At 63.1% G+C, this 26,492-nt stretch carries 17 protein-coding genes; 4 read left to right on the top strand and 13 right to left on the bottom strand.

The features are described 5' to 3' along the window. The first annotated feature begins 140 nt into the window (after positions 1–140). The 3 genes from ACYVM5_RS20580 to pelA all read left to right on the top strand — a co-directional run bounded on the left by ACYVM5_RS20580 (position 141) and on the right by pelA (position 5,627). Positions 141–2,948, top strand: coding sequence for a beta strand repeat-containing protein (locus ACYVM5_RS20580; RefSeq protein WP_460619959.1), 2,808 nt, complete (start codon positions 141–143; stop codon positions 2,946–2,948). A 242-nt stretch (positions 2,949–3,190) separates the two neighbouring features. Next, positions 3,191–3,538, top strand: coding sequence for a cupin domain-containing protein (locus ACYVM5_RS20575; RefSeq protein WP_460619958.1), 348 nt, complete (start codon positions 3,191–3,193; stop codon positions 3,536–3,538). Positions 3,539–3,569: 31 nt separating this feature from the next. Further along, positions 3,570–5,627, top strand: a complete 2,058-nt coding sequence (gene pelA / locus ACYVM5_RS20570; protein ID WP_460619957.1) for a pectate lyase — start codon at positions 3,570–3,572, stop codon at positions 5,625–5,627. An 87-nt stretch (positions 5,628–5,714) separates the two neighbouring features. Here the strand turns inward: pelA and ACYVM5_RS20565 are convergent, their stop codons facing one another. The 6 genes from ACYVM5_RS20565 to ACYVM5_RS20540 form a co-directional block, all read right to left on the bottom strand. Then, positions 5,715–7,529, bottom strand: coding sequence for a hypothetical protein (locus ACYVM5_RS20565; RefSeq protein WP_460619956.1), 1,815 nt, complete (start codon positions 7,527–7,529; stop codon positions 5,715–5,717). 4 nt (positions 7,530–7,533) lie between these two features. Then, positions 7,534–9,801, bottom strand: coding sequence for a hypothetical protein (locus ACYVM5_RS20560; protein WP_460619955.1), 2,268 nt, complete (start codon positions 9,799–9,801; stop codon positions 7,534–7,536). Next, positions 9,798–11,441, bottom strand: a complete 1,644-nt coding sequence (locus tag ACYVM5_RS20555; protein WP_460619954.1) for a BatA domain-containing protein — start codon at positions 11,439–11,441, stop codon at positions 9,798–9,800. The genes ACYVM5_RS20560 and ACYVM5_RS20555 overlap by 4 nt, the downstream gene beginning before the upstream one ends. Before the next feature lie 62 nt (positions 11,442–11,503). After that, entirely contained in the window at positions 11,504–12,379 is an 876-nt protein-coding gene (locus ACYVM5_RS20550; RefSeq protein ID WP_460619953.1) for a DUF58 domain-containing protein, read from the bottom strand. Positions 12,380–12,456: 77 nt separating this feature from the next. Continuing rightward, a complete protein-coding gene (locus tag ACYVM5_RS20545) occupies positions 12,457–13,434 on the bottom strand; it encodes an AAA family ATPase (protein ID WP_460619952.1) in 978 nt (325 codons plus the stop codon). A gap of 141 nt (positions 13,435–13,575) precedes the next feature. Continuing rightward, complete coding sequence (locus ACYVM5_RS20540) at positions 13,576–14,199, bottom strand: DUF4159 domain-containing protein (protein WP_460619951.1); 624 nt, start codon at positions 14,197–14,199, stop codon at positions 13,576–13,578. A gap of 255 nt (positions 14,200–14,454) precedes the next feature. On the opposite strand from ACYVM5_RS20540, the gene ACYVM5_RS20535 reads away from it, so the two are divergent. Then, positions 14,455–15,084, top strand: a complete 630-nt coding sequence (locus ACYVM5_RS20535) for a porin family protein (RefSeq protein ID WP_460619950.1) — start codon at positions 14,455–14,457, stop codon at positions 15,082–15,084. Positions 15,085–15,197: 113 nt separating this feature from the next. On the opposite strand, the gene ACYVM5_RS20530 is transcribed toward ACYVM5_RS20535, so the two are convergent. From ACYVM5_RS20530 to ACYVM5_RS20500, 7 genes are all read right to left on the bottom strand, one after another. Further along, positions 15,198–16,523: a TldD/PmbA family protein gene (locus tag ACYVM5_RS20530; RefSeq protein WP_460619949.1), complete on the bottom strand. Its 1,326-nt coding sequence runs from the start codon at positions 16,521–16,523 to the stop codon at positions 15,198–15,200. A gap of 33 nt (positions 16,524–16,556) precedes the next feature. Continuing rightward, positions 16,557–18,206: a TldD/PmbA family protein gene (locus ACYVM5_RS20525; protein WP_460619948.1), complete on the bottom strand. Its 1,650-nt coding sequence runs from the start codon at positions 18,204–18,206 to the stop codon at positions 16,557–16,559. A 104-nt stretch (positions 18,207–18,310) separates the two neighbouring features. Next, a complete protein-coding gene (locus ACYVM5_RS20520) occupies positions 18,311–19,504 on the bottom strand; it encodes a carboxypeptidase-like regulatory domain-containing protein (protein WP_460619947.1) in 1,194 nt (397 codons plus the stop codon). 152 nt (positions 19,505–19,656) lie between these two features. Further along, the gene (locus ACYVM5_RS20515; protein ID WP_460619946.1) at positions 19,657–20,991 is read right to left on the bottom strand and encodes a TldD/PmbA family protein; all 1,335 of its coding nucleotides are present in this window, start codon (positions 20,989–20,991) and stop codon (positions 19,657–19,659) included. Positions 20,992–21,174: 183 nt separating this feature from the next. Beyond that, entirely contained in the window at positions 21,175–22,827 is a 1,653-nt protein-coding gene (locus ACYVM5_RS20510) for a TldD/PmbA family protein (RefSeq protein ID WP_460619945.1), read from the bottom strand. Positions 22,828–22,918: 91 nt separating this feature from the next. Further along, entirely contained in the window at positions 22,919–24,238 is a 1,320-nt protein-coding gene (locus ACYVM5_RS20505) for a TldD/PmbA family protein (RefSeq protein ID WP_460619944.1), read from the bottom strand. Between the two features lie 219 nt (positions 24,239–24,457). Continuing rightward, entirely contained in the window at positions 24,458–26,110 is a 1,653-nt protein-coding gene (locus tag ACYVM5_RS20500) for a TldD/PmbA family protein (RefSeq protein ID WP_460619943.1), read from the bottom strand. Positions 26,111–26,492 lie beyond the last annotated feature (382 nt).

The following is a 26,492-nucleotide window of genomic DNA, read 5'->3' as shown; positions in this document are numbered from 1 at the left end:
GCGTCCCGGCTTTGGGTAGGATATAATTCCGTAACTTTCCGACCGCGCTGCGCCGCTCTATCTTTGGGGTGTATGAGCGCAATTGCGATACTTACTTTACTCACTTTTTTCACCTTCCTTTTTCACTTTATTTCTTCACTATGAAGCAATTCTTCACAACGCGGCTGCTCTCCTGCTTAGCGGTGCTGGGCCTGACTGGGCCCACCCTGGCCGTGCAGGCCCAAGCGCTTACCCAGGCCGATTTCACGGGTGTAGTAGTTCCTCAGTATCTGAGCAACGGCAACAACAGCGGTACCGCTACTTTTCCTGGCCCACGTTTGGCCGTAGCCTTTCGCGCCACTGTTTCTAATTTGACTGCCAGCACCACGTACCGCTATTACGTGCAAGCGGCCACGCAATCGGAATTCACCGGTACTGCTTCCGGTGCGGGCGTTGTGCTTTCGGCCACGCCCGGCACCACGCCTGCTACCAGTACCTATGCTACTTCCAGCACGGGCAGTCTGGGTACGGCGGGTTCGTATGCCAGCTTCACCACCGACGCCTCGGGCAGCTATACGGGCTGGTTTTTCTTCGTGAATTCGAACAACGCCACCCGCTTCCAGACGCCGGGCACCGTGCTGTTCCCCACCATTACCCTGGCTACCGATGCAGTGCCGGGTACCATCGTGGCTCGGCGGGCACTCAACCAAAGCATCACTCTGCTCGGTTTCCTGCCCAGCGCTGGTGCCAACAACGGCACCTTGCTCACCGGCTCGTCGTCGGCCACGCCCAACAACGTCGTATTTACCTACGACAACACGGCCGGTACCGGCCGGCCGCTCAGCGGCGCGGTAGTCGAAAGCATCGGCGTAACCACCGGCACCACCCAGACCGGCGCTAACGCCTATACCTACAGCACCACTAACGGTTCCTACACCACTGTTATTCCTAACACGCTGGCCACCGGCGTGCGCCGCGTAGAGGAGCGCAGCATTGTGAGCGGTGCCGTGCTGAACTGCAACAGCGACGCCGACGGCATCTGGCCTTCGGGTGCCAACACGGTGAACCCCGCCGGCGGCACTGCTGCCGTGGTTCTCACCGCCACCGACACGCCCCTGAATGCGGGCTGCAACTCGGCTGCTACGGCCACCATCACCGGCACGCCGGCCAGCCTCACGGCGTTCACCACGGTAGTGGGCACGCCCTCGGCTACCCAAACCATCACCGTGGGCGGCACGTCCCTCACGGCCGACATCGTGGTAACGGCCCCGGCCGGCTACGAGGTTTCGCTGAGCGCCACCACTGGCTTTGCCGCCACCGTAACCGTGCCCCAGACCAGCGGCACCGCCGCTAACACGCCCGTTTATGTGCGCCTGACCGGCGCCGCTACCGGTACCTTCGCCGGCAACGTGGCCTTGAACAGCACCGGCGCTACCTCCGTGAACGTGAACGTGACCGGCACCGTAACCGCCGTAGCTACGCCTGCGCCCACCATCACCAGCTTCACGCCCACCACGGGCGCGGCTGGCACCACCGTCACCATCACCGGTACTAACCTGACGGGTGCTACTGCTGTTACCCTGAATGGCGTGGCTATCACCGGCTTCACGGTGGTGAACGGCACTACCATTACCTTCACCCTGCCCGCTGCTGCCACCACTGGCACCATTGCCGTGACCACGCCCGGCGGTACGGTTACCAGCACTGGTACTTTCACCGTAACGGCTTCGGCTCCCACCATCACCAGCTTCACGCCCACCACGGGCACAGCCGGCACTACCGTAACCCTGACGGGCACCAACTTCACGGGGGCTACTACGGTGACTGTGGGCGGCATCACCGTCACCGGCTTCACGGTGGTTAATGCGACGACCATCACCTTCGTGCTGCCCGCTACGGCCGTTACCGGCCCCATTGTGGTGACCACGCCTGCCGGCACGGCCACCAGCACCACCAGCTTCACGGTGACGGTGGCCGCTGTGCCCACCATCACGACCCTGAGCCCGGCCCGTGCCGTGGTAGGCGGCCCCGCTTTCGTGCTCACCGTAGGCGGCACCAACCTGACGGCTACCACGCAGGTAAACTTCCGCGGCCAGAACTACACGGCGGCCACGGTTACCGGCACCACCAGCATCACCGTTAACATCCCCGCCAGCGCCATTGCCACCGTCGGTCAATTCACCGTGACGGTAAACAACGGCGGTACGGCTTCCAACACCCTGGACTTCGCGGTGGTGGCTGCTGCCACGACTGTTGCCTACGAAGACTTTGAGCAGGGCGTCCGCACCGGCTACACCGATGCCGCGCCCGTAGCGCTGCGCTCCGGTGCCTGGACTTTCACCCAGGCGCTGCTGGGAGACTTGTTCAACGACCGTGTGAACCAGACGAAGTCGGCCCGTATTCGCGGCGGCGGCTCCATTGCCATGAACTTTGACAAGCCCAACGGCGCGGGTATTGTTACCATTTCGGCCGGCTTGTACGGTTCCGACACGGGCCCCACGTTCACGGCCGAAGTATCTACCGACGGCGGTACTACCTATCAGACCATTGCCGGTACGCCAGCCACCCTCACCAGCACGCTGACTCCCTATACCCTGACGGTAAACCGGAGCGGCAACGTGCGGCTGCGCTTTAGCACGACCAACGCCACGGCGGGCCAGAACCCCCGCATCAACCTCGACGACCTGAACATCACCAACTTCACGGGCACGGCTACGGCTGCCAGCCAGGCGCTGCCCGGCCTGTCGGTGTTCCCGAACCCGGCTACCGACCGCATCACCGTGGCGCTGCCTTCGGCTGGTGCTGCTACCGTAGCCCTGCGCGACCTCACCGGCCGCGTGGTGCTGGCCCCGGCCACGCTGGGTGCCGATAAGCAACTGGTGCTGCCGGCTTCGCTGGCCCGCGGCGTCTATATGCTCGAGGTGAAGCAGGGCGACGTACTTGCTGTGCGCCGCATCGAGAAGAACTAAGTTTTCGTGTGAACTGACCGGAACCGGTCAGCACTTGTGAAAAAGCCCCCGCCGACGCGGGGGCTTTTTTTGTCTCTGAGCCGAAATAGCAAGCATCTGGTTGATGGCCGATGGCAGGAGAAGAGAGACGCGTTGACATCGATGTCGGGAACGATTGCGCAATTAAAAAGCCCGCTGACCTTGGCGGCACCCCCAAACAGGTCGGACTTTTAAGGTCCGACCTGTTCTTTTTACCTGATATCATGACGCCACAATCCGTTGCCCAACCCGCTTTTGTAACCGACGCCGACGCGGCCTGGGAAACCACCGGCCCCGGCGTGCGCCGCAAAGTGCTGGCCCACGGCCCCGACCTCATGCTCACCCGCGTGGCCTTCGAAACCGGTGGGGTAGGAGCCCGCCACCAGCACCCGCACGCCCAGCTCAGCTACGTGGAAAGCGGTGCGTTTGAGTACACCATCGAAGCCGAGACGCACACCCTGCGCCCCGGCGACAGCTGCTACGTGCCGCCGCTGGCCTGGCACGGCGTGACCTGCACCGAAGCCGGCGTGCTGGTGGATGCCTTCACGCCCCGCCGCGACGATTTCTTGTAAGCCCACTCGTTTCGCTGCTCCTTCTCCTTCGATGAAAACGACTTTCCTGCGCCTGCTGGGGCTGGCCATGCTGCTGTTGCTGGGCCTGTGCCTGCTGCCGGCCCGCGCCCAAACCATTACCGTAGCCGCCGATGGCTCGGGCAGCTTCCGCACCATTCAGGAGGCCATCAACAGCGTGCCTGAAACGGCGGCCAAGCCCCGCACCATCTTCATCAAAAACGGCACCTATCGCGAGAAAGTCTTCATCGACGGCAAGAACAAACTGATTATCAAAGGCCAGAGCGAGAACGGTGTCATTCTGACCTTCCCGCAGGCCCGCGACATGTGGAGCTGCGGCCCCGGCGCCACTGCCGGCGACTGGGGCGTGGCCACCCTCAACCTGCGCAACAGCCCCGACCTCACCCTCGAAAACCTCAGCGTCATCAACAGCTACGGTTTCGACGCTACCGGCGAAGTCACCATCGACTGCCCCAGCGCGCCCACCGGCAAGAAAACAGTGAGCAAAACCGGCCACCAGATGGCTCTTCGCGCACTGCCCGGCGTCACCCGCCTCATTGTTCGGCACTGCACCTTTCGGGCCTTGGGCGGCGACACGGTGAGCCCCTGGGACACAGAAGCCGGCGCGTATTATTTCAAGGACTGCACGATGGAAGGCGGCGTGGATTTCTACTGCCCGCGCGGCTGGGCTTACGCCGAAAACTGCCGCTTCATCTGCCACAGCAAGGAGGCCGCCATCTGGCATGACGGCTCCGGCAACCGCGACTCGAAAACCGTGCTGCGCCATTGCACTTTCAGCGGCGATGACGGCTTCAAGCTGGGCCGCTTCCACCGCGAAGCCCAGTTTTATCTGGTTGATTGCCAGTTTGCGGCCAATATGGCCGATGCCGACATCTACCACGCCACTTCGGGGCCGGGGGCGAAGCTCTGGGGGCGGCGCGTGTACTATGCCGACTGCCACCGCCAGGGCGGCGACTATGCCTGGATGAAAGATAACCTGAGCACCGCCGAGGGCGCGCCTAAGCCCAAAGACCTCACCGCTGCCTGGACCTTCGGCGGGCGCTGGAACCCCCTGACCGGAGCCGTGCGCGCCACGCCGCCCGTGCCCGCGGCACAGGTCGACACTACGGCCGAGAAAATGCTGCTTTACCAGCGCGCCGTGGGCGGCTGGCCCAAGGCCCTGGGCGAAGTGAAGGTGAACTACGCCGCCCGCCTCAGCGCCGGGGCCCGCGCCGGCCTGCTCGACAGCAAGAACCTGAACGATGGTACCATCGACAACGATGCCACAACCCGCGAAATCAACTACCTCGTCGTCGCCTTCCAGAAAACCAATAACCCGGCCTACCGCAAAGCCGCCGAAAACGGTATCCGCTACCTGCTGAAAATGCAGTACCCCAACGGCGGCTTCCCGCAGTTTTACCCCGACCTGAGCGGCTACCACCACGAAATCACCTTCAACGACGACGCCATGATTCACGCGCTGACCGTGCTGCGCAACGTAGCCCGTCAGCAGGGCGCCTTCGCCACCGTCGACCCTGATTTGGTGGCGCTCTCCAAAGCTGCCGTGGCCCGGGGCATCGAATGCATTCTCAGAACGCAGTACGTGCACAACGGCCAGCCCACCGCCTGGTGCGCCCAATACGACGAAGTGAGCCTACTGCCGGCCCGGGCCCGCGCCTTCGAGCTGCCCTCGCTCAGCGGTGAAGAGTCCGTGGGTATCGTGCGTTTTCTGATGGACATTGAGCAACCTACCGCCGCCGAGAAAGCGGCCATTGAAGGTGCCATTCATTGGTTTGAAAAGGTGAAAATGCCCAACCTGGCACTGAAGGAAATTGCCGCGCCGAACGAGCCAAAGGGCCGTGACCGCGTTATTGTGCCCGCGCCCGGCGCGGCGCTCTGGGCGCGCTTCTACGAGCTGGGCACCGACCGGCCCATCTATGTGGGCCGCGACAGCCAGGTGCATTACCAGCTCACCGAAATCGAAAACGAGCGCCGCGCCGGCTACCTCTACGCCGGCACCTGGCCCGCCGAATTATTGGCCCAGGAATACCCCGCCTGGCAAAAGCGCGTGGCCGGCGAAGCCCGCAAGTAGAGACGCGACCCTTCGTGTTTCGGCGTTGAAAGTCAGCGTTTCGGATGTTCAGCCGGTGCGAATTCCAAGACGCGAAGCGTCGCTTCGCTACAGCTTTTCCTCCAGCCACAAGTACCCGGCAGCCAGCAGAAATAGCCCGAAGAACCAGCCCGCCGGCCACGGTTCCGCTACCGTTGCTTGCGTGGCTGCCGTTGCTTGCGGAACCACAGCTGCGGCTGCCAATTGCTCGGTGGCCTGCTCACGCTCCTGCAGCTCCGGTCCCAGCCAGGCTGTGGGCGGGTACACGTAGAAATTGTAGCTCACGCGGCCCGGGCCGCGCACCTGGTGCCAGCCCGCCGCGCCGGGCCAGAACTGCGCCGTGCTCCACTCGGGTAGGCGGGTGTCCTGGCGCAGGGCCAGGCGCACGGCGGGGCCGCCGGCCAGCGGGGCCACGGTGGGCGGCGCGGCTGGAAAATCTGCCGCCAAATGCAGCGTAAGCGGCTGGGCTGGCCGGGGCCAGCGGCTGCCCGCGTGCCAACTGGCCTCGGCCGGAGCCGGGGGCAGGGCCGCCGCCAGCAGTCGGTTCCAGAAGGAAGCATACACGGCGGCATGCCCCTGCAAGCCCCAGCGAAACGTTTCGGGCACCACCGACACCACCGCGAAGCCCAGGCCTACGCGCCGGCTGGCCGCCAGCAGCAGTTGGCGCGGCCCCGTGATGAGGGTGCGCAAGTTGGGGTTGGGTTGGAGCTGGGCGGGTAACGTGGCGCGGGCTTCACCGGGAGCATCGGGCCAGGCGAGGGGCTGCGCAGGGGCATTGGCCGGCCGGGTCTGCACTGCGAAATCGGCGCGGGCGGGAGCGATGCGGGGCAGTGGTGCAGCTTCGGCCAACGTGACTAGGCCGAACCGGCCGGCGCGCAGTGCCGCTTGCAAGGCTTGAGTTTCGGAGGCGGTAAGGGTTGCTATTGTAGCAGCATCCGCAACAAGAACCGAATAGCGGGCTAGCAGCGCGGGCGTAAGGCGGTCGAGCGACTGGGCCGGCTGGTTCACGAAATCAGTTTGCACCAGGCCCCGGCTCACGCTCGTGCGCAGGGCCACGGGGTAATGCGCTTCGGCCAGGTAGTTCTTCAAAAACTTGAATTCGAAGGATGGCGCGGCCGTGAGCAGCAGCACCGTCGGCAGCGCGGGCGTGGTGATTTCGACGGGCACCGGCTCGCCCAGTAACGGCAGGCCCGGCCGACGCAGCAGTAGCTCGTAGGTAGCCAGCCCGGCCGTTTTGGGCTGGTAGCGCAGCCGAAACGGCCCGCCCCCGGTGGGGAGTTTCATTGAGTCCCGTCCGGTGCCGGCGGCCCGCAGCACCACCCACGCAGCAATTGCCCGGCCATGCGCGGTCACCGTGCCTTCCAGCTGCAGTGTTTCGCCCAATGGCAATTTCGCCGGCCAGAAAGCGGTGCCGAAACCCGCGAAAGGCGCGCTTTGGTGCTGCTGAACGGCTAGCGTACCCAGCAGAGGCAAGTCGGCCGCCGGCAGGCCGTGGCCCAGAATGTGCAGACGGCGCAGAGTCGGCCGTTGCTCGGCCAGCGTGAGCACGCTAGCCAACGGCCGGATGTTATCGGCTTTTTCAACGTCGCCATACGCCCATACCGCCGTGCCCGCGCCCAGCCGCTGGCGCAGCTGCCGGAGTGTGTCGGACGAGTAGCCGGGGGTGAGGAGAATGGCCTCGGCACGGGCGGCGGGCAGGTGGCGCAGGGGGGGAAAGGCCGTGAACCACAGCGCCGCCACGGCCGCTGCGCTGGCCAGCAGCCGAGCCGCCCGCTGCCGCCGTCGGGGCCGCCGCCAGGCCAGCACCAGCAGCCCAAGGCCAAGCAACAGGCAAAACGCCAGCAGGCCGTAGTAAAGAACTGGATTCGGAGCTAAAACAGGCAATGGACTAGCGGCTTAATTCTTGGAAATAGCGCCGTGCCAGCCGGTCGGGGGCGGGCGGGGCGGCCGGGGCGGGAGCGGGCGCGGCCAGCAGGTCGGTGAGGGCGCGAGCCACCGGGGCGCGGCTGGCGGCGCGGGTGGGGCGGCCAGCGCGCACGTCGGCCCCCAACTCGCGCAGGGCGCGCAGGGCCGGCAGGTAGAAGCCCGGTCGGGTAAGGGCTGCGCCGGCCAGCACGGTGCCGGCCTGGTCGAGCGCGGCGGCATCGGCGGGGCGGGTGGGCTGGCCGTTGTCGGCCGCGGCCAGCCAGCGCAGGGCAGCACGAATGGCGGGCTGCGGATTAGGGGCGGGCAGGGTTTGCTGGCGCTGGGGCACGGCGGCCCCGGCCAACTCGCCGGTTAGGCGCAGGGTGGCCTCGGTCATGGGCGGCGGACTGAAACCGGCTTTCTTGACGAAGGCGCGGGTTTGCTGCTGCACTTGTTTGAGTAGCCGCAGGGCGCGGTATTCGTAGGGCAGGGCCTCGCGGAGCTGGCCGGTGCGCAGGCGCAACTCAGCGGCCCACATCTGGTCGAGCACGGCACGGAGTTTGGCCTTCACGGCGGGCTCCAGGAAGTCGGCCGTTTCCGAGTCGTCGTGCTTGTGGATGTAGGGGTCCATCAGGGCATCGGTTTCGGCGGTGGGCGAGGCCTTGGCGGGCGAGGTGGGTGGGGCGGCGTGGTCGTGGTGGTCATCGGGCTCCGGCACTTCGGCAGTAGGGGTGGCGGGCGAGTCCTCGTCCTCCGCGATAGGCGAGTGCTGCGCCTCCGCGCCGATGCCGGCTTCGGCTTCTTCGCCCATAAACTTGCCGTAGCGCAGGCGCAGGCTTTGCTGGTCGAAGCCCAGGGCGTTGGCCCGGCTGGCCACGGTGGCGGCGTCCAGCTTGGGCTTTTCGGCGATGAGCTTTTCGGTGTCGATGATAATCTGGCGCTCGCTGCGGAAGTAGGCCGGGGCCACTTTCACGCCCATGCCCATGTCGATGGCGCCGTCGGCCACGGCGGTGTCCTGCCACTGCACGAGGTAGGAATCGGTGCGGGCGGTGTGGCCATTGTTGTCGCGGGCCGTGAGGTAGAAGTAAAGCTCGTCGCCGTAAGTCAGGCCGAGTTTGGGCAGATTCAGCGTGCTGCTCAGGTTGGTCTGGGTTCCGCCCAGCCCCGCGCTTAAGTCGCGCCGCACTTCGCGGAACTTCACTGCCTCGCCCTGGCCCTGGGCCACGGTGATGACCAGCTCGGCCCGGCTCAGCCCGTAGTCATCGTGCACCGTGGCACGAATGGGCACCTCCGGCCGCTGGCCCAGCGCCGCCACCAGCGTGTAAGGCTTCGGCGTGACAATGCGCAGTACCGGCGCAAGGTCGGGCCGCACGTCGATGGCGTAATCGTCCGAAACCGTACCCGCGTAGCGCAGCCGGTACAGCGTCGAAGTATTCAAAACCAATTCGATGGCAAACACACCCGGCTGACCAGCCACGGATTGCAAGCGGCGGCGCTGCGTACCCAGTTCCAGTTCGGGCGCGGGCTTATTTCCGCTCACGCGCACCTGCCAGCGCACCCGCGCCCCCTGCGGACATTGGAACGAAGCCTGAGTGGGCGCGAATTCCGCCAGGTGGGTGTAGGCCGGGGGCGTTACCCGCAATGTGGTTGCGCTGATGCGGGGCGGCGCCGCGGAAGTCGGGGTTGGCTGACGGCCATCGGGCGTAAAATGCATCGCTACCGCCGCCAGCCTGGCTATTGGCCGGGCTGGAGGAAGCAAAAAGACCGTGGCCGCTCCCAGCAGCAGGCTGCTACTCAATACCAAAGCGTTTTTGAACGCAACCGGCAGCAGGGCCGGACCGTCGGCCGTTAGCTGCGCCATCTGCCGGGCTACGCGCCGAAACTGTAGCTGGCCCAAAAACGACAAGGTGGCCGGGTTTTGCAGGAGCAGGCCGGTGCTGTCCTGCAACTCAGCAAACTGCCGGTCCAGCCGCCGGGCTACGGCAGCACGGTCCAACTGCCGCAGCGGTAGCAGCTGCCACACCGCCGCCAGCAGCAAGCCAAGAGCAGCTAAACCTGGCCAAATGGTGGGCACGGCTGGCCAGTGGTGGGCCAACGCCGCCAACAGGCCGCCAGCAGTCAGCAACGGCAACAGCCGGGCTGCTGCGTAGCGAAGCGCATAGCTGCGCCGCACCTCCTGCAGCTGGACAACGGCGGGGCCCTGCGCGCTGAGCAGGCTGGTTTCGGGAGAATTATCGACAGTCTGCATCATGCCGCGGCCGGTGAAAGAATGTCCGCTCGCCGCCAGGCCAGCAGGCGTTCCAGCAGCAGTAGGAGGCCCGCTAACAGCACCAGCCACGGCTGTAAATCGGTTTGGCGAAAGCCAGGGCTGGTGGAGGTTCTGGGTGCTGCATCCATCGGGAGTTTTGCTGCTGAACTTTGAGTGAGCATAAGCTGCACTGCGTCAAGGGCTCGCTGGTCCTGCATGGCATGGCCCGCACCTGCCGCCTGCCCTTGTGCCTTGGCCGGAAAGGCGGTTTGCAACAGCTCCAGCAGCCACGCGGGCAGCTGCGGGGCCTCGGCAAGCTCGCTCCACTCGGAGTTCAGGCGGGTAGTGAGGCGGTAGATAGCCCCGCGGCCCAGCGTTTGTCGCGCCAGCACAGCGCGGCCCTGACCATCGGTCCACACGGCTACAGTGCCTTTGCCGGGAGCTACTTTATCGCGGCGTAACACGGTAACCGGCAATGAGTTAGACTCATTTGATGTTAAATGTGCGGTGTCGGTTACGCCCGGGCCGGCTGCTTCCTGCCACAGACTAGTACCCTGCCGCACGGCGTTCTGCCACGCCGTCGGCATTGGGGCATCGCTCAGCCAGAAAAGCCAATCCGGCGGCGTAGCCGGGTTCGGTGGCTGAGCCGTCGTTTTCAATTCCAACGCCACGGGCAGTCCCACACTCGCCGCCTGCAAACCGGCCTGCAATACGCGGACATCGGAGCAATAAGGCGCTGTGGCGTATATAATTGCCCGCAATGGCCTAGTTTGTAATACTACCGCCGCCGTATCGGCCGAGGAACTGGCGGCCGTTTTGCTCAAGCTAATTTGACTGCCCGCTGCATTCTTTTGGAGGCGTAGGGGGGCTAGTCCTGCCACGCGCAACGCCGCTCCCGGCGCAGGCTGGGCCACCGTTATGGTTCGAAACCGTGTTTGGGTTTCCGTGCTGTGCCCCAGCACCAGGCGCAGGCTATCCCCGCGTAGCGCTGCCGCCTGAAGCCAGTTCGTGGCCTTCGCATCGGGCAGCGCCAGCCAGGTCACGGTTTTCGGCAGCAGGCCATGGCTGCCCTGAAAGTTGCGTAATGCTGCACTCGTCACCACCAAAAGCGGCTGGCTGGGAAAGGCAGCCACGGCCTGCTGCACCCGCGCCCAGGCAAACGGCTGGTAACTAGATTCGGAAGTAGCTCGTGCCACTCCCGAATCAGCGGTTGCCCCGAATTTGCCGGCCTTCATTCGCTGCCATGCTCCGCCAGTTACCCTGCCGAAACCGGGCGCCAGCCAGCGTAGCGTATAGCCTTTGCGGCGCAGGGAATCAATGGTGGATTTTAACCCGTTCAGTGCGGGTAAACCAGCCGCCTCGGCACTCAGCAGCACCACGCCCCGGCTGGCGGGCAGCCGCTGCCGCCATACCGGCCCGGCTACCGCCACGGCCAGCACGGCCAGCAGCGCAGCGCGCAGCAGCAGCAGCCAAAGCTGCTCCAGCTTCAGGTTGCGCAGGCGGCGGTTGGCGCCCGCGGCCAGCCAGCGCACGCTGCCCACGGCTACCTCCCGGCCCGGCCGGCGGTTCCAGAGATGGATGGCTACCGGCACCAGCAAGCCCAGCAGGGCCAGTAACGCGGCAGGATTAAGCAGAGTGAACAATGTGCGGTGAAATCAGAATCGCAATAACAGACGGAAAAACAGCGTCGAAGGTGGCTTTGGGGTCAGCTGCCAAGGGTGCGTAGCCGGAGAAACTCCCGCATCGCCGCATCGAGCGGCTGCGAAGTGTCAAGCAAATGATAGTCGAAGCCCTGGCGACGGGCCTGCCGGGCCGTCACCTGCAGCCAATCCTGCAATTGGGTTTGGTAGGCGGCGCGCTGCTGGTCGGCGTCGATTTGCAGAGTTTGGCCGGTTTCCAAATCCCGAAAGGTAACCGCGCCCTGGTAGCCGAATTGCAGCTCGTTATGCGCCATCAGGTGCAGCAGCAATACATCGCCGCTGGTGGCACGCAGGCGTGTGAGCAGCGCGTTGATTTCGGTGCCTTCCTCATACAAGTCGCTCACGCACACCGTGAGGGCGCGCTGCCGCCGCGCCGTAAGCGGAGCTAGCGTGCCGGCGTTGGGGAAGTGGCCGGCGGCCTCGGTAGTCTCCAAAGCGTGGTAGAGGCGCGGGAGCTGCCGGGCATCGGCGCGGGGCTCAAGGTGCTGCAAGCCGGTGGGATGGAGGATGGTCAGGCCCACGGCGTCGCCCTGCTGGGTGGCGAGGTAGGCCAGCGCGGCCAGCAGCAGCCGGGCATAGTCGAGCTTGGTGAGGCCGTTGTCGTCGCGGTGGTTCATGCTGGCGCTGGCATCGAGCAGCAGGTGCACGGTCAGGCTGGTGTCAATTTCCGACTCTCTCAGATAATACCTATCCGAGCGGGCGGCCAGGCGCCAGTCGAGGCGGCGCAAGTCGTCGCCGGGCTGGTAGGGGCGGTACTGGCTGAACTCCATGCCCGCGCCGTGCCGCCGGCTGGCGTGCGCGCCGTTGAGGAAGCCCTCGGCCGCTTGCCGGGCGGCGAGGGACAGGTTGCGCAGGCCATGCAGGAGTTCGGGAGTGAGCATGGAGTAGCGCGGACTTTGTAGTCCGCGAATTCAACGATTTAATCAGGAATAAACACGCGCGGACTACAAAGTCTGCGCTACACTACTACCGCTTTCAGCAGCTCTGCCACCGCGTCATCCGGCGTCAGATTCTCCGCTTCGGCGTTGAAATTCAGCAGCACCCGATGCCGCAGCACCGGCGGAGCCAGCGTGCGAATATCCTCGAGCGTAGCGGCGAAGCGCCCATGCAGCAACGCCCGCGCCTTAGCACACAATATCAGCGCCTGGCCGGCGCGCGGCCCCGCCCCCCAGCGCCCGTAGTCCTTGATGAACTTTACCTCCGACGTAGCCGGGCGGGTGGCCCGCACCAGCCGGTTCACGAAATCCATCAGCTCGGGGCTGAGGCTGACCTGCCGCACGAGGGCTTGCAACGCCCGGATATCGGCCCCGCCCAGCACCGGCTGCACGGTTTGGCCGGCCGCGCCGGTGGTGCCGCGCAATACCGCCAGCTCCTCTTCGGCCGTGGGGTAGCCGATGCGCACGTACAGCAAAAACCGGTCGAGCTGGGCCTCGGGCAGGGGATAGGTGCCGCTTTGCTCGATGGGGTTTTGGGTGGCCAGCAGGAAGAAAGGCTTGGGCAGCGCGTGCTCCTGCCCGGCGTAGGTGACGTGGCCCTCCTGCATGGCCTCCAGCAGAGCCGCCTGGGTTTTGGGTGGCGTCCGGTTGATTTCGTCGGCCAGCACCAGGCTGGCGAAAATGGGCCCGGGGTTGAACTTGAACGAGCGGCGGCCCGTGCCGTGGTCTTCCTCCAATACCTCGGTGCCGAGGATATCCGTCGGCATCAAATCGGGCGTGAACTGGATGCGGCGAAAGGGCAAATCCGTGGCGGCGGCCAGCGTGCGCACCAGCAAGGTTTTGGCCAGTCCGGGCACGCCTTCGAGCAGGGCGTGGCCGCCGGCCAGCAGCGCCACCAGTACCTCATCGAGCACGGTTTCCTGGCCCACAATGACCTTGGCGATTTCGGCCTTCAGCACGGGCAGCTTGGCGAGGAGCGTATTTACTTCTTGTTCGGTCATTCGGGATATAAGGAGGAAAAACGAACGTCATGCTGAGCGTAGCCGAAGCATCTCTACCGCATAACTAACTCATTCGGTTGGATTACTACAGTGGCAGAGAGGCCTCGACAAGCTCAGCATGATGTACCTTCTTATCGGTCATCACGTCAGCGCATACAGCAAAATATTCACCCCAAATTTCGTGTTGTCTTCCGCCAGAAAGCGCTTGTTGCGGAAGTCGTAGTCCCACTCACAGCCGTAGTCTTTGTTGGAATACAGCACGCCGATGCGGCCCTTTATTTCCACGGCTTTGAGGTAGTCGTGCACCAAGTCGTCGCCCCAGCCATTCAGCTCAAAACCCGTGTTGGGCGGGCCGTCTTTGAAGGTGAAAAACTGGGAGTAGATGGGGTGGGTTTTGGGGATTTTCTTCAGGGCATTGGCCCCGAAACACTGGCGCATCTGTTCCTCAAACGAGCGGGCGAAGAGGCCGTCGATGTCGTGGTTACAGTCGTCCACGAACACGAAGCCGCCGTTGCGCACGTACTGGATAAAGTTCTGTTTTTCAGTGCCCGAAAACTGCACCAACCGGTGGCCCGAAAGGTAACAGAAGGGGTAGTTGAACAGCTCCGGGCTGTCCAGGGCCACCACTTTTTCCTTGGGGTCGACGGGGACTTTGGTGTACTGCACCAGCGAATGCAGCAGGTTGGCAGGCATGCGCTCGTCCACCGCGTCCCAGTCGCCGGAGTGGTATTTCAGGCGCACAAAAGTGAATGGGGCAGCGGGCACAGCGGAAAGGGTAGCGGCGGAAGAAAAATGAAAAAGCGAACGGGCGCTAGCGCGATAGTCGGGCGGGAAATAAATCGGTTGCGCGAGGCGTTGAAATCGGCGGTAATTAAATCAAGCCTTGGCCTAAACCGCAACCTTTTGCCGGCGTCCAACTGTATTAAAGCCTACTCTTTTCGGCCCGACTGTTGCCGAAGCTACGCCTGAAATCCCGGATGGCTTTGTCTTGCCGTCCTCATCCTATATCCACTATTTCCTATGAAAAAGCTGCTGATAATCGCATTGCTGAGTTTTGGGCTGATGCCGCTGGCGCACGCGCAGTTTGGCATCAAGGGCGGGCTGAACGTGGCGGAAATGACCGGCCGCGACGGCGAAAGTGCTTCCTACAAACCGTTTTACCACGTCGGGATTTTCTATCAGGCCAACGTCCTCGGGCCGCTGTCCATTCAGCCCGAGGTGCAGTATTCGGTGGCCGGCGGCAACCTGAAATCGGCCTTCACCAACTACGACAGCGAGCTGCATTACCTCACCGTGCCCATCCTGGCCAAGCTCACCGTGGGGCCGGTGTTTGTGGAAGCCGGGCCGCAATACGGCATCCTGCTCAGCGCCAACCAGTCGGGTACTATGCAAGTAGGGTTTACCCCCGACGGCCAACCTGCCTATGGCAACCAGTCGCGGGCGGCCAGCAGCGAGTTTAAAAGCAGCGATTTCAGCGTAGTAGGTGGCGTGGGCCTGAAGCTGGCCAGCGGCTTTTCGCTGGGCGGCCGCCTCGTGGCGGGTTTAAACGACATCAACGATGCTAAAAACCTGTCCGGCATCAACGACCCGCGCCTGCAAAACCGCGTGTTTCAGGTGTATGCCGCGCTACAGTTTGGCGGGCGGAAATAATGTAGCGTGGACTTTGCGAGTCCGCGAGCGAGCGGAGCGAGCATCGGATGTATGGCATGGTCCCAGATGTTCGCTGCGCTCACGCGCGGACTCGCAGAGTCCACGCTACATTTCTATATCGCGTCCGACAAACTCGTGAACGTGAAGTCCCGGATTTTCAGCGGCGGAATCAGGCAGCCGGCCAAGCGTTGGGGCCGGCCGATGGCCTCGATGTTATTCAACATGATAATCGGGCTTTCGTTGAAGCGCAGGTTCTTGATGGGGAATTTGATGGCCCCGTTTTCGATGTAAAAAGTCCCGTCGCGGGTGAGGCCGGTATAGAGTAGCGTCTGCGGGTCGACTTCGCGGATGTACCACAAGCGCGTGACCAGTATGCCTTTAGCAGTGCTTTTGATGAGCTCGGCGGTGCTTTGGGTGCCGCCCGTCATGATGAAGCCGCTGGGGAAGGCCGTGGCCGCCACCTTGTTTTTCTCGGCCCAAAAGCGGGAGTAATACAGCTGCTTCACCACGCCTTTTTCAATCCAGCTCAAGCGCTTGGTGGGCAGGCCGTCGCCGTCGAAGGCGCTGCCGGGCACCTCGGCGTTCATAGGGTCGGAGTAGATGTTCACCCGCTCGTCGAACAGCTTTTCGCCCTTGCGGTTGCCGCCGCCTTTCTTCGTCATGAAGCTGCGGCCCTCGTCGGCCGAGCGGGCATCCAGCCCATACATCAGCCCGCCGAGCAGCGACAAATCGCCACCGTCCATCAGCGCGGCCGGCTCCAGAATCACGGTGTATTTGCCGGGCTCGATGGCCTTGGCATTGACCGAGCCCAGGGCTTTGTCGGCGGCGCGCTGGGTGAGGGCTTTGGCGTTGAGCTTGGCGGGGTCCGTCACATCGGCAATGGCGTAGCCTGAGCCGCGCCCATCGGCGGTGCGCACCGTCACCGAAAAGTCGGTGTTGGTGGATTGCTGGTAGGCTTCGAGGCCCTTGGAATTGCGGATGGCTTGGAACCGGGTACCGCCGTCGAGGAAGCCGGCGGCGGTCAGGTTTTTGGCGGCGCATAGGTTCATGCTGTCGGCGGCGGCCTGGGCGCGGGTGGCGGCCGTGAGCAGCGTGGTGGCCGTGGAGGGCGGGCTCACGTAGGTTTGCGGGCCGAGCAGGGGCACGTATTCGGGGCTTTCGGGGGCGAGCTTCGCGATTTCCTCGGCCCGCTGCACGCAGCGTTTCAGGGTGGCGTCGTCGAACTCGTTGCAGGTGGCAATGCCGCTGCGCTTGCCGAAGCGGCTTTCGACCACCAGCGAGATGGAATTCTGAGCGCCGGCTGTGCTCACGCTGTTGCGGGCGTAGCGGATGTTGCCGGTGGTGCGCCCGTTCAGCGACACCGCGCACTCGTCGGCGGTACTGTATGTGAGGACTTTCTTGAGTAAAGCCTGGGCTTCGTCTTTGGAGAGAATAGCCATGATGATTTGCAGAAATGTTGGGAAGGAGAAGGGCTAAACTTTGCGGGCGGTGTTGATGACGTTCACGCCATTAAATCGCGTGGTGGCCGAGCCGTGGCTCACCGACGACACCTGGGCCGGCTGGCCCTTGCCGTCGAAGAAAGTGCCGAACAGGCGGTAGTCCGACTGGTCGCACGAGCCGGCGCAGGCGCCCCAGAATTCCTGGGTGTTCGACTGGTAGGCCACGTCTTCCAGCGGCTCGGTGATTTTGCCCTTCTCGATGGCAAAAAACAGCTGCCCGCCAAACTGGAAGTTGAAGCGCTGCTGGTCGATGCTGAACGAGCCGGCTCCGGCGATATAAATGCCTTTGTCCACGCCTTTCACCATCTCGTCGGGGCTCATTTTGGCGGTGCCGGGGCGCAGGCTCACATTGGGCATGCGCTGGAACTGCACGTCTTCCCAGCTCTGCGCGTAGGCGCAGCCGTCCGATTCCTTCTGGCCCACGATGTGCGCCTGGTCCCTGATTTTCTGGTAGTTCACCAGCTTGCCTTCCTTGATGAGGTCCCACTCGCGGGTTTTCACGCCCTCGTCGTCGTAGCCCACGTTGCCCACCGAGCCCGGCTGCAACTTGTCGGCCACAATGTTCACCGCCTTCGAGCCGTAGGGCAGGTTCTTGGCCTTCCAATCGAGCGTCGCAAATGAAGTGCCGGCAAAATTGGCCTCGTAGCCCAGCACGCGGTCCAGCTCCGTGGGGTGGCCGACGGATTCGTGAATCGTGAGGCCCAGATGCCCTGGGTCGAGCACCAAATCATACTTGCCGGGCGTCACCGATTTCATGTTCAGCTTGGCCTTCGCCTGCTTGCCGGCCAGCGCGGCATCGGCCAGCATATCGTAGCGCAGCTTGTAGCCGATGGTGTCGGTGCCCTGCGGCCCGCGCACCTGCTCGGCCGCGCTGGGCGTGAGGTACTCAAACCCCAAACCCACCGGCGCACTCAACGCATCGCGCGAGCGGAATTTGCCGGTCTTCATATCCACCGCCGTGGCCGAGAAGGTGGGCCAGAGCCGGTGAATATCCTGGTCGATGTAGGAGCCGTCGGTGCTGGCGAAATACTTCTGCTCGTTCACCTGAAACAGGGCCGAATTGATGTAGTTGGCCCCTGCGTCCAGTGCGGCGGCGTTGGCGGCCAGCAGCAGGTCCACTTTCTGTTTGATGGGCACCTCGAACGCGCTTTGCTGAATGGGCGTTTTCCAGCTCACCTCGCCGTAGCCCTGTTGCGCGGCCAGCTGCACGGGCTCCTTCATTACCAACTTGTTGGCCTTGGCAATGCTCACCGCCTCGCGGGCGGTGGCGGCCAGGTTGGCCTCCGTCACCACGCTCGTGGAGGCGAAGCCCCAGCATCCTCCTACCAGCACCCGGATGCCCACGCCGTAACTCTCGGTGCTCACAATGTTCTGCACCTGCTTCTCGCGGGTGAACACGTACTGGTTCAGCGAGCGGCCGATGCGCACGTCGGCGTAGTCGGCCCCGGCGGTTTTGGCGGCGTTCAGGGCGGCGTCGGCCAGGCGTTTTTTCACGGCCACGTCGGCGCCCGGCTCCAGCAGGCGGGCGGGGTCGACGGGCGTGTGGCCGAAGCCCGGCAGGCTCGGCAAAAACAGGGCCCCGGCGGCGAGGCCGGTGAGGCCCACAAAGTCGCGTCTTTTCATAAGGTTGCAGAGAAAAAAGTGTAGCGCGGACTTTGTAGTCCGCGAGTGAATGGAATGAGTTTAGGCAGCGGCTCATTCGCGGACTTCAAAGTCCACGCTACAAGCTATGGCGTGAGCATGGTGCCGAAAGCGCCCTTCTGCTCGAAGGATTTCATCACCTGCTCCTCCAGCGGCGTGCGTTTCACTACCGCGTTGTTTTGCCAAAAAGAGGGGTCATAAGCGGTTTGCTTGATAGTGGCCAAATCAACCACGCCGCTCTTGGCCTGGGCATACGTTACGCCGTTTTCGGGCTTCGGCTGACAGTTGTAAAAGTAGATGAAGGACGAGGCCTCAATGGGCAGGTTGCTCTTCAGCGGCCGGCTCATCGAGCCGCGATAATCGACTTTTAGATACTCAAGCACCGTTGGCCCTTTAACCGATGGCCGAAACACCCATTCCACCCGCGTCAGCTGGTCGTGGAACTTGAACATGGGGTTATTAGACTTGGTGTTGAGCGCATTGGTTTCGAGCCGCAGCCGCAGAATCTGGTGCGTGGCCGCGTCGATAACCACGCTGCCCTGGCGGGTACGGGCATTCGGGTCCTTATTCACAAAGCTGATTTCGGCTAGTTGCTGCTGCCCATTCTGGCTTAGTCCGAGGAGCCGGAGCTGATATTGCTCAGCCGTGCGCAGGCTGATAATGCCTTTGTTGCTGGCGCTGTCTTCGGCAGCATCGAAGAAGGTGACGACTTTGGTGAAAAGCGAAAAGTTGTTGAAGGAAATCAGTGCTTTTTTCTTCGCAAAGCGTCCCTGCGCCAGCGCCGAACCTTCGAGCCGGGCGTTGCTGGTTTGGGCGTGCCACACCATTTCCTGCACTTCGGTAGGGTCGCCATCGATGCGCGTGACCTGGCGGTAGAAAGCCTGGCCGTAGGTTTTCTGGTCGTTGGTGCGGCGCAGCTCGCGGTAGGCCTGCTTGATGAGCTCCTCGGTGTAGGTGCCGGTTGTTACTTCCGGCAGCGCCACGGCCGCCGGCTGCAGCCGCACCAGCAGCGGCGTCGCAGTAGCCGCCGCCACGGCCACGGTGTCGCGCCGGTGGCCCAGTTCCGAGACAATGAGGCGGCCCGGTAGCGCAGTTTTGAGCTCGAACTCGCCCTCGGCGTTGCTGGTAGTGCCCGTGGTGGTATGCAGCACCGAAACGCTGGCGTAGGGAACCGGTTGGCTGGTGGCGGCATCCAGGATTTTGCCGGTGAGGCGCTGCTGCGCAGCTACGGGGCGGGCGGCAGGGGCCAGCAGTAAGCCGGCGAGTAGAAGAAATTTCATTGCAGAAAGTAGGAGAGGAAGCCGCAAAATAGATGCGGGGATTTGGCATCCAAACGGGCAGATGCAGCGGGCCACTTAGCGGTTGCCCACGGCAGCGGCGCAAACCAAAAGTCCCCCAACCGGGGTAGGCTGGAGGACTTTGAACCGGTGTCCTATACCGCGTCCGACAGGCTCGTGAAGGTGAAGTCCCGAATCTTGAGTGGCGGCACCAGGTTGCCGTTCAGGCGCACGGGCTTGCCGATGGCTTCGAGGTTATTGAGCATAATCACCGGGCTTTCGTTGAAGCGGAAATTCTTCACCGGGAACTTGATTTGGCCGTTTTCGATGTAGAACGTCCCGTCGCGCGTGAGGCCGGTGAACAGCAGCGTCTGCGGGTCGACGGGGCGGATGTACCACAGGCGCGTGACCAGAATGCCCTTGGCGGTGCCTTTGATGAGGTCGGCGGTGCTCTGGGTGCCGCCTTCCATAATCCAGCCATTGGGGCGGGGCAGGTCGGGGATGCCGGCCTTCTGCGCCCAGTAGCGCGAGGAGTAGAGGTTCTTCACCACGCCCTTTTCAATCCAGGTGGTGCGCTGCTGCGGCCGGCCGTCGCCGCTGAAAGTGAGGTCGCTGATTTCCGGGTTCAGCGGGTCGGAATAGATGGTAACCCGCTCATCGAACAGCTTTTCGCCCTTGCGGTTGCCGCCGCCCTTCTTGCTCAGGAAGCTGCGGCCCTCGTCGGCATTGCGGGCATCGAGGCTCTGCATGAGCGCGCCGATGAGCGACGTGTCCACGTTGGACAGCAGCGCGTTCGGCTCCAGAATCACGGTGTATTTGCCCGGTTCAATGGCCCGTGCCTTCATCGAAGACGCCGCTTTATCGGCCGCAATTTTCGTGAAGCGGGCCGCGTCCATCTTCGCTGCGTCCACATAGTCGCCCGAGGCGTAGCCCGAGCCCGTGCCATCGGGCGTGCGCACCGTCACCGAAAACGTGACGTTCGAAACCTGCTGGTAAGCCTCCAGCCCTTTGGAGTTGCGCTTGGCTACAAAGCCGTGCGAGTCGTCCAGAAAAGCGGCCGAGCTGAGTTTGCGTTGGTCGCACAGCGCCATGCTAGCCCCTATTTGCCGGGCGCGGTAGTCGGGGTCGATGGCGGCCGTGGTGGCCACGTAGGAGCGGCTGCCATCGAGGTACTGCTGCGGCCCGAGCAACGGCATGTATTCCGGCGACTCCGGCGCAAGGCGGGCAATTTCTTCGGCCCGCTGCACGCAGCGGCGCAGCGTGGCGTCATCAAACTCGTTGCAGGTGGCCACGCCGGCGCGTCGGCCGAAGCGGCTTTCCACGGCGAGCGAAATATTGTCGCTGGCCCCGGCCGTGCTGATGGAGTTGCGGGCCGAGCGCACGTTGCCGCCGGTGTTGCCCTGTAGGGTAGCATCGCACTCGTCGGCGGTGCTGAAGCTGAGGACTTTCTTGAGTATGGTTTGGGCTTCGTCTTTGGAGAGAATGGCCATGAGAATTGTCGTTGAGTTGGAGGAACAAACTCCCCTCCTTACCAAGGAGGGGACGCTGGCGCGAAGCGGCAGCTGGGGTGGTTGTGGGCGTTGGATGACTCAAGCTTTGTCCAATGCCACAACCACCCCCGTTCGAGCCGTTGGCTCGAACATCCCCTCCTTGGTAAGGAGGGGAGTGATGCACTACCCGATTTTGCGGGCCGTGTTGATGACGTTCACCCCGTTAAACCGCGTGGTGCTGCTGCCGTGGCTCACCGCCGAGCTCTGGCTGGGCTGCCCCTTGCCGTCGTTGAAAGCGCCGAAGAAGCGGAAGTCGCTCTCGTCGCACGAAGCCACGCAGCTGTTCCAGAATTCCTGGGTGTTGGCCTGGTAGGCCACGTCCTCCAGCATTTCGGTGATTTTGCCCTTCTCGATGGCGTAGAACACCTGGCCGCCGAACTGGAAGTTGTAGCGCTGCTGGTCGATGGAGAAGGAGCCGTTGCCGGCGATGTAAATGCCCTTGTCGACCTTGCTCACCAGCTCGTCCACGCTCAGCTTTTCCTTGCCGGGCTGCAGGCTCACGTTGGGCATGCGCTGGAACTGTACGTCCTGCCAGCTCTGCGAGTAGCAGCAGCCGTCTGAGTGGTCCTGGCCCACCACATGCGCCTGGTCGCGGATTTTCTCATAATCCACCAGCCGGCCTTCTTTAATCAAATCCCAGCGGCGGGTTTTCACGCCTTCGTCGTCGTAGCCCACCGCGCCCAGCGTGCCGGGCGTCACCTTATCGGCCACGATGTTTACCACTTTCGAGCCGTAGGGAATTCCCTTGGCCTTCCACTCCAACGTAGCGAATGAGGTGCCCGCGTAGTTGGCCTCGTAGCCCAGCACGCGGTCGAGCTCCAGCGGGTGGCCGACGGATTCGTGGATGGTCAAACCCAAGTGGTGCGGGTCGAGCACGAGGTCGTATTTGCCGGGCGTCACCGACTTGGCGGTCAGCTTCTGCTTCACCTGCTTAGCGGCCGAAGCCACGTCTTCCAGCATGTCGTAGCTGTATTTGTAGCCGATGATGTCGGAGCCGGTGGGGCCGGCCACCTTGTCGGCGGCTTTGGGCGTGAGGTACTCATAGCCCATGCCCACGGGCGAGCTCAGGGCCTGCCGCGAGCGGAACTTGCCGCTGGCCCGGTCGATGGCCGTGACGCCGAACGTGGGGTAAATCCGGTGAATATCCTGGTCGATGTAGGAGCCGTCGGTGCTGGCGAAATACTTCTGCTCGTTCACCTGAAACAGCACCGAGTTGATGAACGACACGCCCAAATCGAGGGCCTTGGCGTTCACGCCCAGCAGCAAATCCACCTTGTCCTTGATGGGCACCTCAAACGCATTCTGCTGAATGGGGGCCTTCCAGGTCACTTCGCCGTAGCCTTTTTGTGGGGCCAGCTGCACCTTTTCCTTCTGCACTTTCGAATTGGCTTTGGCAATTTGGACGGCCAGCTGGGCGGCTTTGGCGATGCCGGCCTCGGTCACGTTGTTGGTTGAGGCAAAGCCCCAGGTGCCGTTGGCAATCACGCGGATGCCCACGCCGTAGCTCTCGGTGCTGGCAATGTTCTGCACCTGCTTTTCGCGGGTGAAGATGCCCTGGTTGAGGTAGCGGCCGATGCGCACGTCGGCGTAGCTGGCCCCGGCGGCTTTGGCGGCGTTGAGGCCGGCATCGGCGAGGCGTTTTTTCATGGCTACATCGGCACCCGGCTCCAGCAGGCGGGCGGGGTCCACAAGTGTCCCGCCGAGGCTGGGGAAGCTGGGCAGAAACAGGGCCCCGGCCGCCAGGCCGGACAGTCCCACAAAGTCGCGTCTTTTCATATGGTGAGATGTAGCGCGGACTTTGTAGTCCGCGATTGAAGGCTAATGAATAAATAAATGGTGCACAGACTCGCGGACTACAAAGTCCGCGCTACACCGCATCCGAGAGGCTGGTGAAGGTGAAATCCCGGATTTTGAGCGGCGGCACGAGGCTGCCGTTCAGGCGCACGGGCTTGCCCAGGGCTTCGAGGTTGTTCAGCATAATCACCGGGCTTTCGTTGAAGCGGAAGTTTTTCACCGGGAATTTAATCTGGCCGTTTTCGATGTAGAACGTGCCGTCGCGCGTGAGGCCGGTATAGAGCAGCGTTTGCGGGTCGACGGCCCGAATGTAGTAGAGGCGCGTCACCAATATGCCTTTCGCGGTGCCCTTGATGAGCTCGGCCGTGCTCTGGGTGCCGCCCTGCATAATCCAGCCGCCGGGGGGCGGGATGTCGGGCACGCCCGATTTCTGCGCCCAGAAGCGCGAGGTGTACAGGTTTTTCACGATGCCTTTTTCTACCCAGGTCACTTTTTGCTGGGGGCGGCCGTCGTTGGCGAAGGTCAGGTCGGGCACGTCGGGGTTGGTGGGGTCGGAGTAGATGGTCACCCGCTCGTCAAAAACTTTTTCGCCCTTCTTGTTGCCGCCGCCTTTTTTGCTGAGGAAGCTGCGACCCTCGTCAGCGTTGCGGGCGTCCATCGCGCCCATCATGTTGTTGAGCAAATCGATAGCCGCAGCGGGTTCCAGAATCACGGTGTATTTGCCCGGCTCAATGGCCTTGGCGCCCACTGATGAGGCCGCCTTGTCGGCGGCCACGCGCGTGAGCCGGGCCGCGTCGAACTTCGCCAAATCGGTGTAATTGGCAATGGCGTAGCCCGAGCCCGTGCCGTCGGCCGTACGCACGGTGATGGAAAAATCAACGCTGCTTACCTGCTGGTAAGCCTCGAGCCCCTTCGAGTTACGCTTGGCCACAAAGCCCGCCGAGTCATTAAAGAAACCGGCCGAACTCAGCTTCTTCTGCTCGCATAATGCCATGCTGGCCCCAATCTGCTCGGCCCGGTAATCGGGCGTAATAGCCGCCGTGCGCTGGGCAAACGAGCCCGGCGAGGCCAGATACGTCTGCGGCCCCAGCAGCGGCACGTACTCCGGCGACTCGGGCGCGAGGCGGGCAATTTCCTCGGCCCGCTGCACGCAGCGGCGCAGCGAGACGTCATCAAATTCATTGCAGGTGGCAGTACCGCTGCGCTTGCCGAAACGCGCCTGCACCGCCAGCGCCACATTCTCGGCCGCGCCGGCGGTGCTGATGGAGTTGCGGGCCGAGCGCACGTTGCCGCCGGTGCTGCCGGTGAGCGTGGCCTCGCACTCATCGGCGGTGCTGAAGCTGAGGACTTTCTTGAGTATCGTTTGGGCTTCGTCTTTGGAGAGAATGGCCATGAGGAAGGGTTGAGTTTTCAGTGCTGAGGGTTGAATGAACTTCACTCCCCTCCTTACCAAGGAGGGGATGCTGGCGCGAAGCGCCGGCTGGGGTGGTTGTAGCGTTGAACGGTCTGCAGAAAAGGATTTCGGCATTCTTCCAACGCCACAACCACCCCCGTCCGAGCCTTTGGCTCGAACATCCCCTCCTTGGTAAGGAGGGGAGTTGCCGTTCAGGTGCTACCCAAGTTTCCGGGCCGTGTTTATCACGTTCACGCCATTAAAGCGCGTCGTGCTCGACCCGTGGCTCACGGCCGACACTTGGCTGGGCTGGCCCTTGCCATCGAAGAAGGAGCCGAAAAGGCGGTAATCCGATTCGTCGCAAATCGCGGCGCAGGAGTTCCAGAATTCCTGGGTATTGGCCTGGTAGGCCACGTCCTCAATCATGCCGGCAATCTGGCCTTTTTCGATGGCGTAGAACACCTGCCCGCCGAACTGGAAATTGTAGCGCTGCTGGTCGATGGAGTAGGAGCCGCGCCCGGCGATGTAGATGCCTTTGTCGACGTTTTTAATCATGTCATCGACGCTCATTTTGGCCTTGCCGGGCTGTAGGCTCACGTTGGGCATGCGCTGGAATTGCACCGAATCCCAGGAATCGGCGTAGCAGCAGCCGTCCGATTCGGTCTGGCCGACGATGTGGGCCTGGTCGCGGATTTTCTCATAATTGACCAAAACGCCATCCTTGATGAGGTCCCAGCGCTTGGTTTGCACGCCCTCGTCGTCGTAGCCCACCGCGCCCAGCGAGCCGGGCTGGAGCTTGTCGGCCACGATGTTGACCAGCTTCGAGCCGTAGGGAATCTGCTTGGCTTTCCACTCCAGCGTGGCGAAGCTGGTGCCCGCGTAGTTGGCCTCGTAGCCCAGCACGCGGTCGAGCTCCAGCGGGTGGCCGATGCTTTCGTGGATGGTGAGGCCCAGGTGGTTGGGGTCGAGCACGAGGTCGTACTTGCCGGCAGTCACCGACTTCGCGGTGAGCTTTTCCTTCACTTGCCGGGCAGCCAGGGCGGCATCTTCCAGCATGTCGTAGGAGTTGCGGTAGCCGATGAGGCCGGTGCCGCTGGCCCCCGGAATCTTATCGGCGGCCTGGGGCGTGAGGTACTCGTAGCCCAGTCCCATGGGCGCGCTCAGCGCGTCGCGGGTGCGGAACTTGCCGCTGGCCCGGTCGATACCTGTGACCGAAAACGTGGGCCAGATACGGTGCACGTCCTGGTCTATGTACGACCCGTCGGTGCTGGCGAAGTACTTCTGTTCATTGATTTGAAACAGCGAGGAATTCACAAAGCTCGCGCCGTTGTCGGTGGCTTTGGCGTTGGCGGCCAGCAGCAGTTCTACCTTCTGGGCCACCGGCACCTCGAAGGAATTCTGCTTGATAGGCGTGCGCCAGGTCACTTCGCCGTAACCTTTTTGCGGGGCCAGCTGCACCGTTGACTTCTGCACTTTGGCGTTGGCCTTGGCAATCTGCACAGCCAGCTGGGCGGCTTTGGCCAGGCCGGCTTCGGTCACCACGTTGGTGGCGGCGAAGCCCCAGGTGCCGTTGGCCAGCACCCGCACGCCGCACCCAAAACTCTCGCCGCTGGCGATGTTTTGCACCTGCTTTTCGCGGGTGAAGATGCTCTGGTTGAGGTAGCGGCCGATGCGCACATCGGCGTAGCTGGCCCCGGCGCTTTTGGCGGCGTTCAGGGCGGCATCGGCCAGACGTTTTTTCTGGGCGGGGTCGAGGCCGGGCTCCAGCAGGCGGGCGGCGTCTACGGGCGTGCCGCCCAGGCTGGGGAAGCTGGGCAGAAAGAGGGCCCCGGCGGCCAGGCCGGAGAGTCCTACAAAGTCGCGTCGTTTCAAAAGTGCGTAGGGATTCGGGTGATAGAGAATGTAGATTCGTAAAGATGGGACGGAATCTTAATGAAAAAGACAAGCAGATAACCGGAACGTTGCGTTGTCTATTAGAAGGCTGAGGCCACCGGAAAAATTTGTTGTGGAAAGCTTGTCGGGGCTGGGCGCCCGCAGTTAGGGTTGGCCAGTACTGCAATGATACTGGCGGCATTGCAGGCTGGCGATAACAAAGCGGGGGCTGCAGTGCCTCAGGCTGGGGCTGCAGGAAAAATTATTGTCTGAAATCAGCCTGCTTTAGCGAGGGCTGGGGCTGTGTTCCGGCCGTTTATTCCGCAGTTCCAGCCATAGCGCTACGAAATACTATCTAAATACAAGTCGCAGTTAGCATCAG

The sequence above is a fragment of the Hymenobacter ruber genome, from assembly GCF_054783255.1.
The sequence above is the reverse complement of the archived record's forward strand: the minus strand, read 5'-3'. Positions and strand labels throughout refer to the sequence as shown.

Bases quoted from the DNA above. Each gene is read 5' to 3' on its own strand.
- ACYVM5_RS20580 (WP_460619959.1), top strand. From the start codon at position 141: ATGAAGCAATTCTTCACAACGCGGCTGCTCTCCTGCTTAGCGGTGCTG.
- ACYVM5_RS20575 (WP_460619958.1), top strand. From the start codon at position 3,191: ATGACGCCACAATCCGTTGCCCAACCCGCTTTTGTAACCGACGCCGAC.
- pelA (WP_460619957.1), top strand. From the start codon at position 3,570: ATGAAAACGACTTTCCTGCGCCTGCTGGGGCTGGCCATGCTGCTGTTG.
- ACYVM5_RS20560 (WP_460619955.1), bottom strand. From the start codon at position 9,801: ATGATGCAGACTGTCGATAATTCTCCCGAAACCAGCCTGCTCAGCGCG.
- ACYVM5_RS20550 (WP_460619953.1), bottom strand. From the start codon at position 12,379: ATGCTCACTCCCGAACTCCTGCATGGCCTGCGCAACCTGTCCCTCGCC.
- ACYVM5_RS20545 (WP_460619952.1), bottom strand. From the start codon at position 13,434: ATGACCGAACAAGAAGTAAATACGCTCCTCGCCAAGCTGCCCGTGCTG.
- ACYVM5_RS20535 (WP_460619950.1), top strand. From the start codon at position 14,455: ATGAAAAAGCTGCTGATAATCGCATTGCTGAGTTTTGGGCTGATGCCG.
- ACYVM5_RS20530 (WP_460619949.1), bottom strand. From the start codon at position 16,523: ATGGCTATTCTCTCCAAAGACGAAGCCCAGGCTTTACTCAAGAAAGTC.
- ACYVM5_RS20525 (WP_460619948.1), bottom strand. From the start codon at position 18,206: ATGAAAAGACGCGACTTTGTGGGCCTCACCGGCCTCGCCGCCGGGGCC.
- ACYVM5_RS20520 (WP_460619947.1), bottom strand. From the start codon at position 19,504: ATGAAATTTCTTCTACTCGCCGGCTTACTGCTGGCCCCTGCCGCCCGC.
- ACYVM5_RS20515 (WP_460619946.1), bottom strand. From the start codon at position 20,991: ATGGCCATTCTCTCCAAAGACGAAGCCCAAACCATACTCAAGAAAGTC.
- ACYVM5_RS20510 (WP_460619945.1), bottom strand. From the start codon at position 22,827: ATGAAAAGACGCGACTTTGTGGGACTGTCCGGCCTGGCGGCCGGGGCC.
- ACYVM5_RS20505 (WP_460619944.1), bottom strand. From the start codon at position 24,238: ATGGCCATTCTCTCCAAAGACGAAGCCCAAACGATACTCAAGAAAGTC.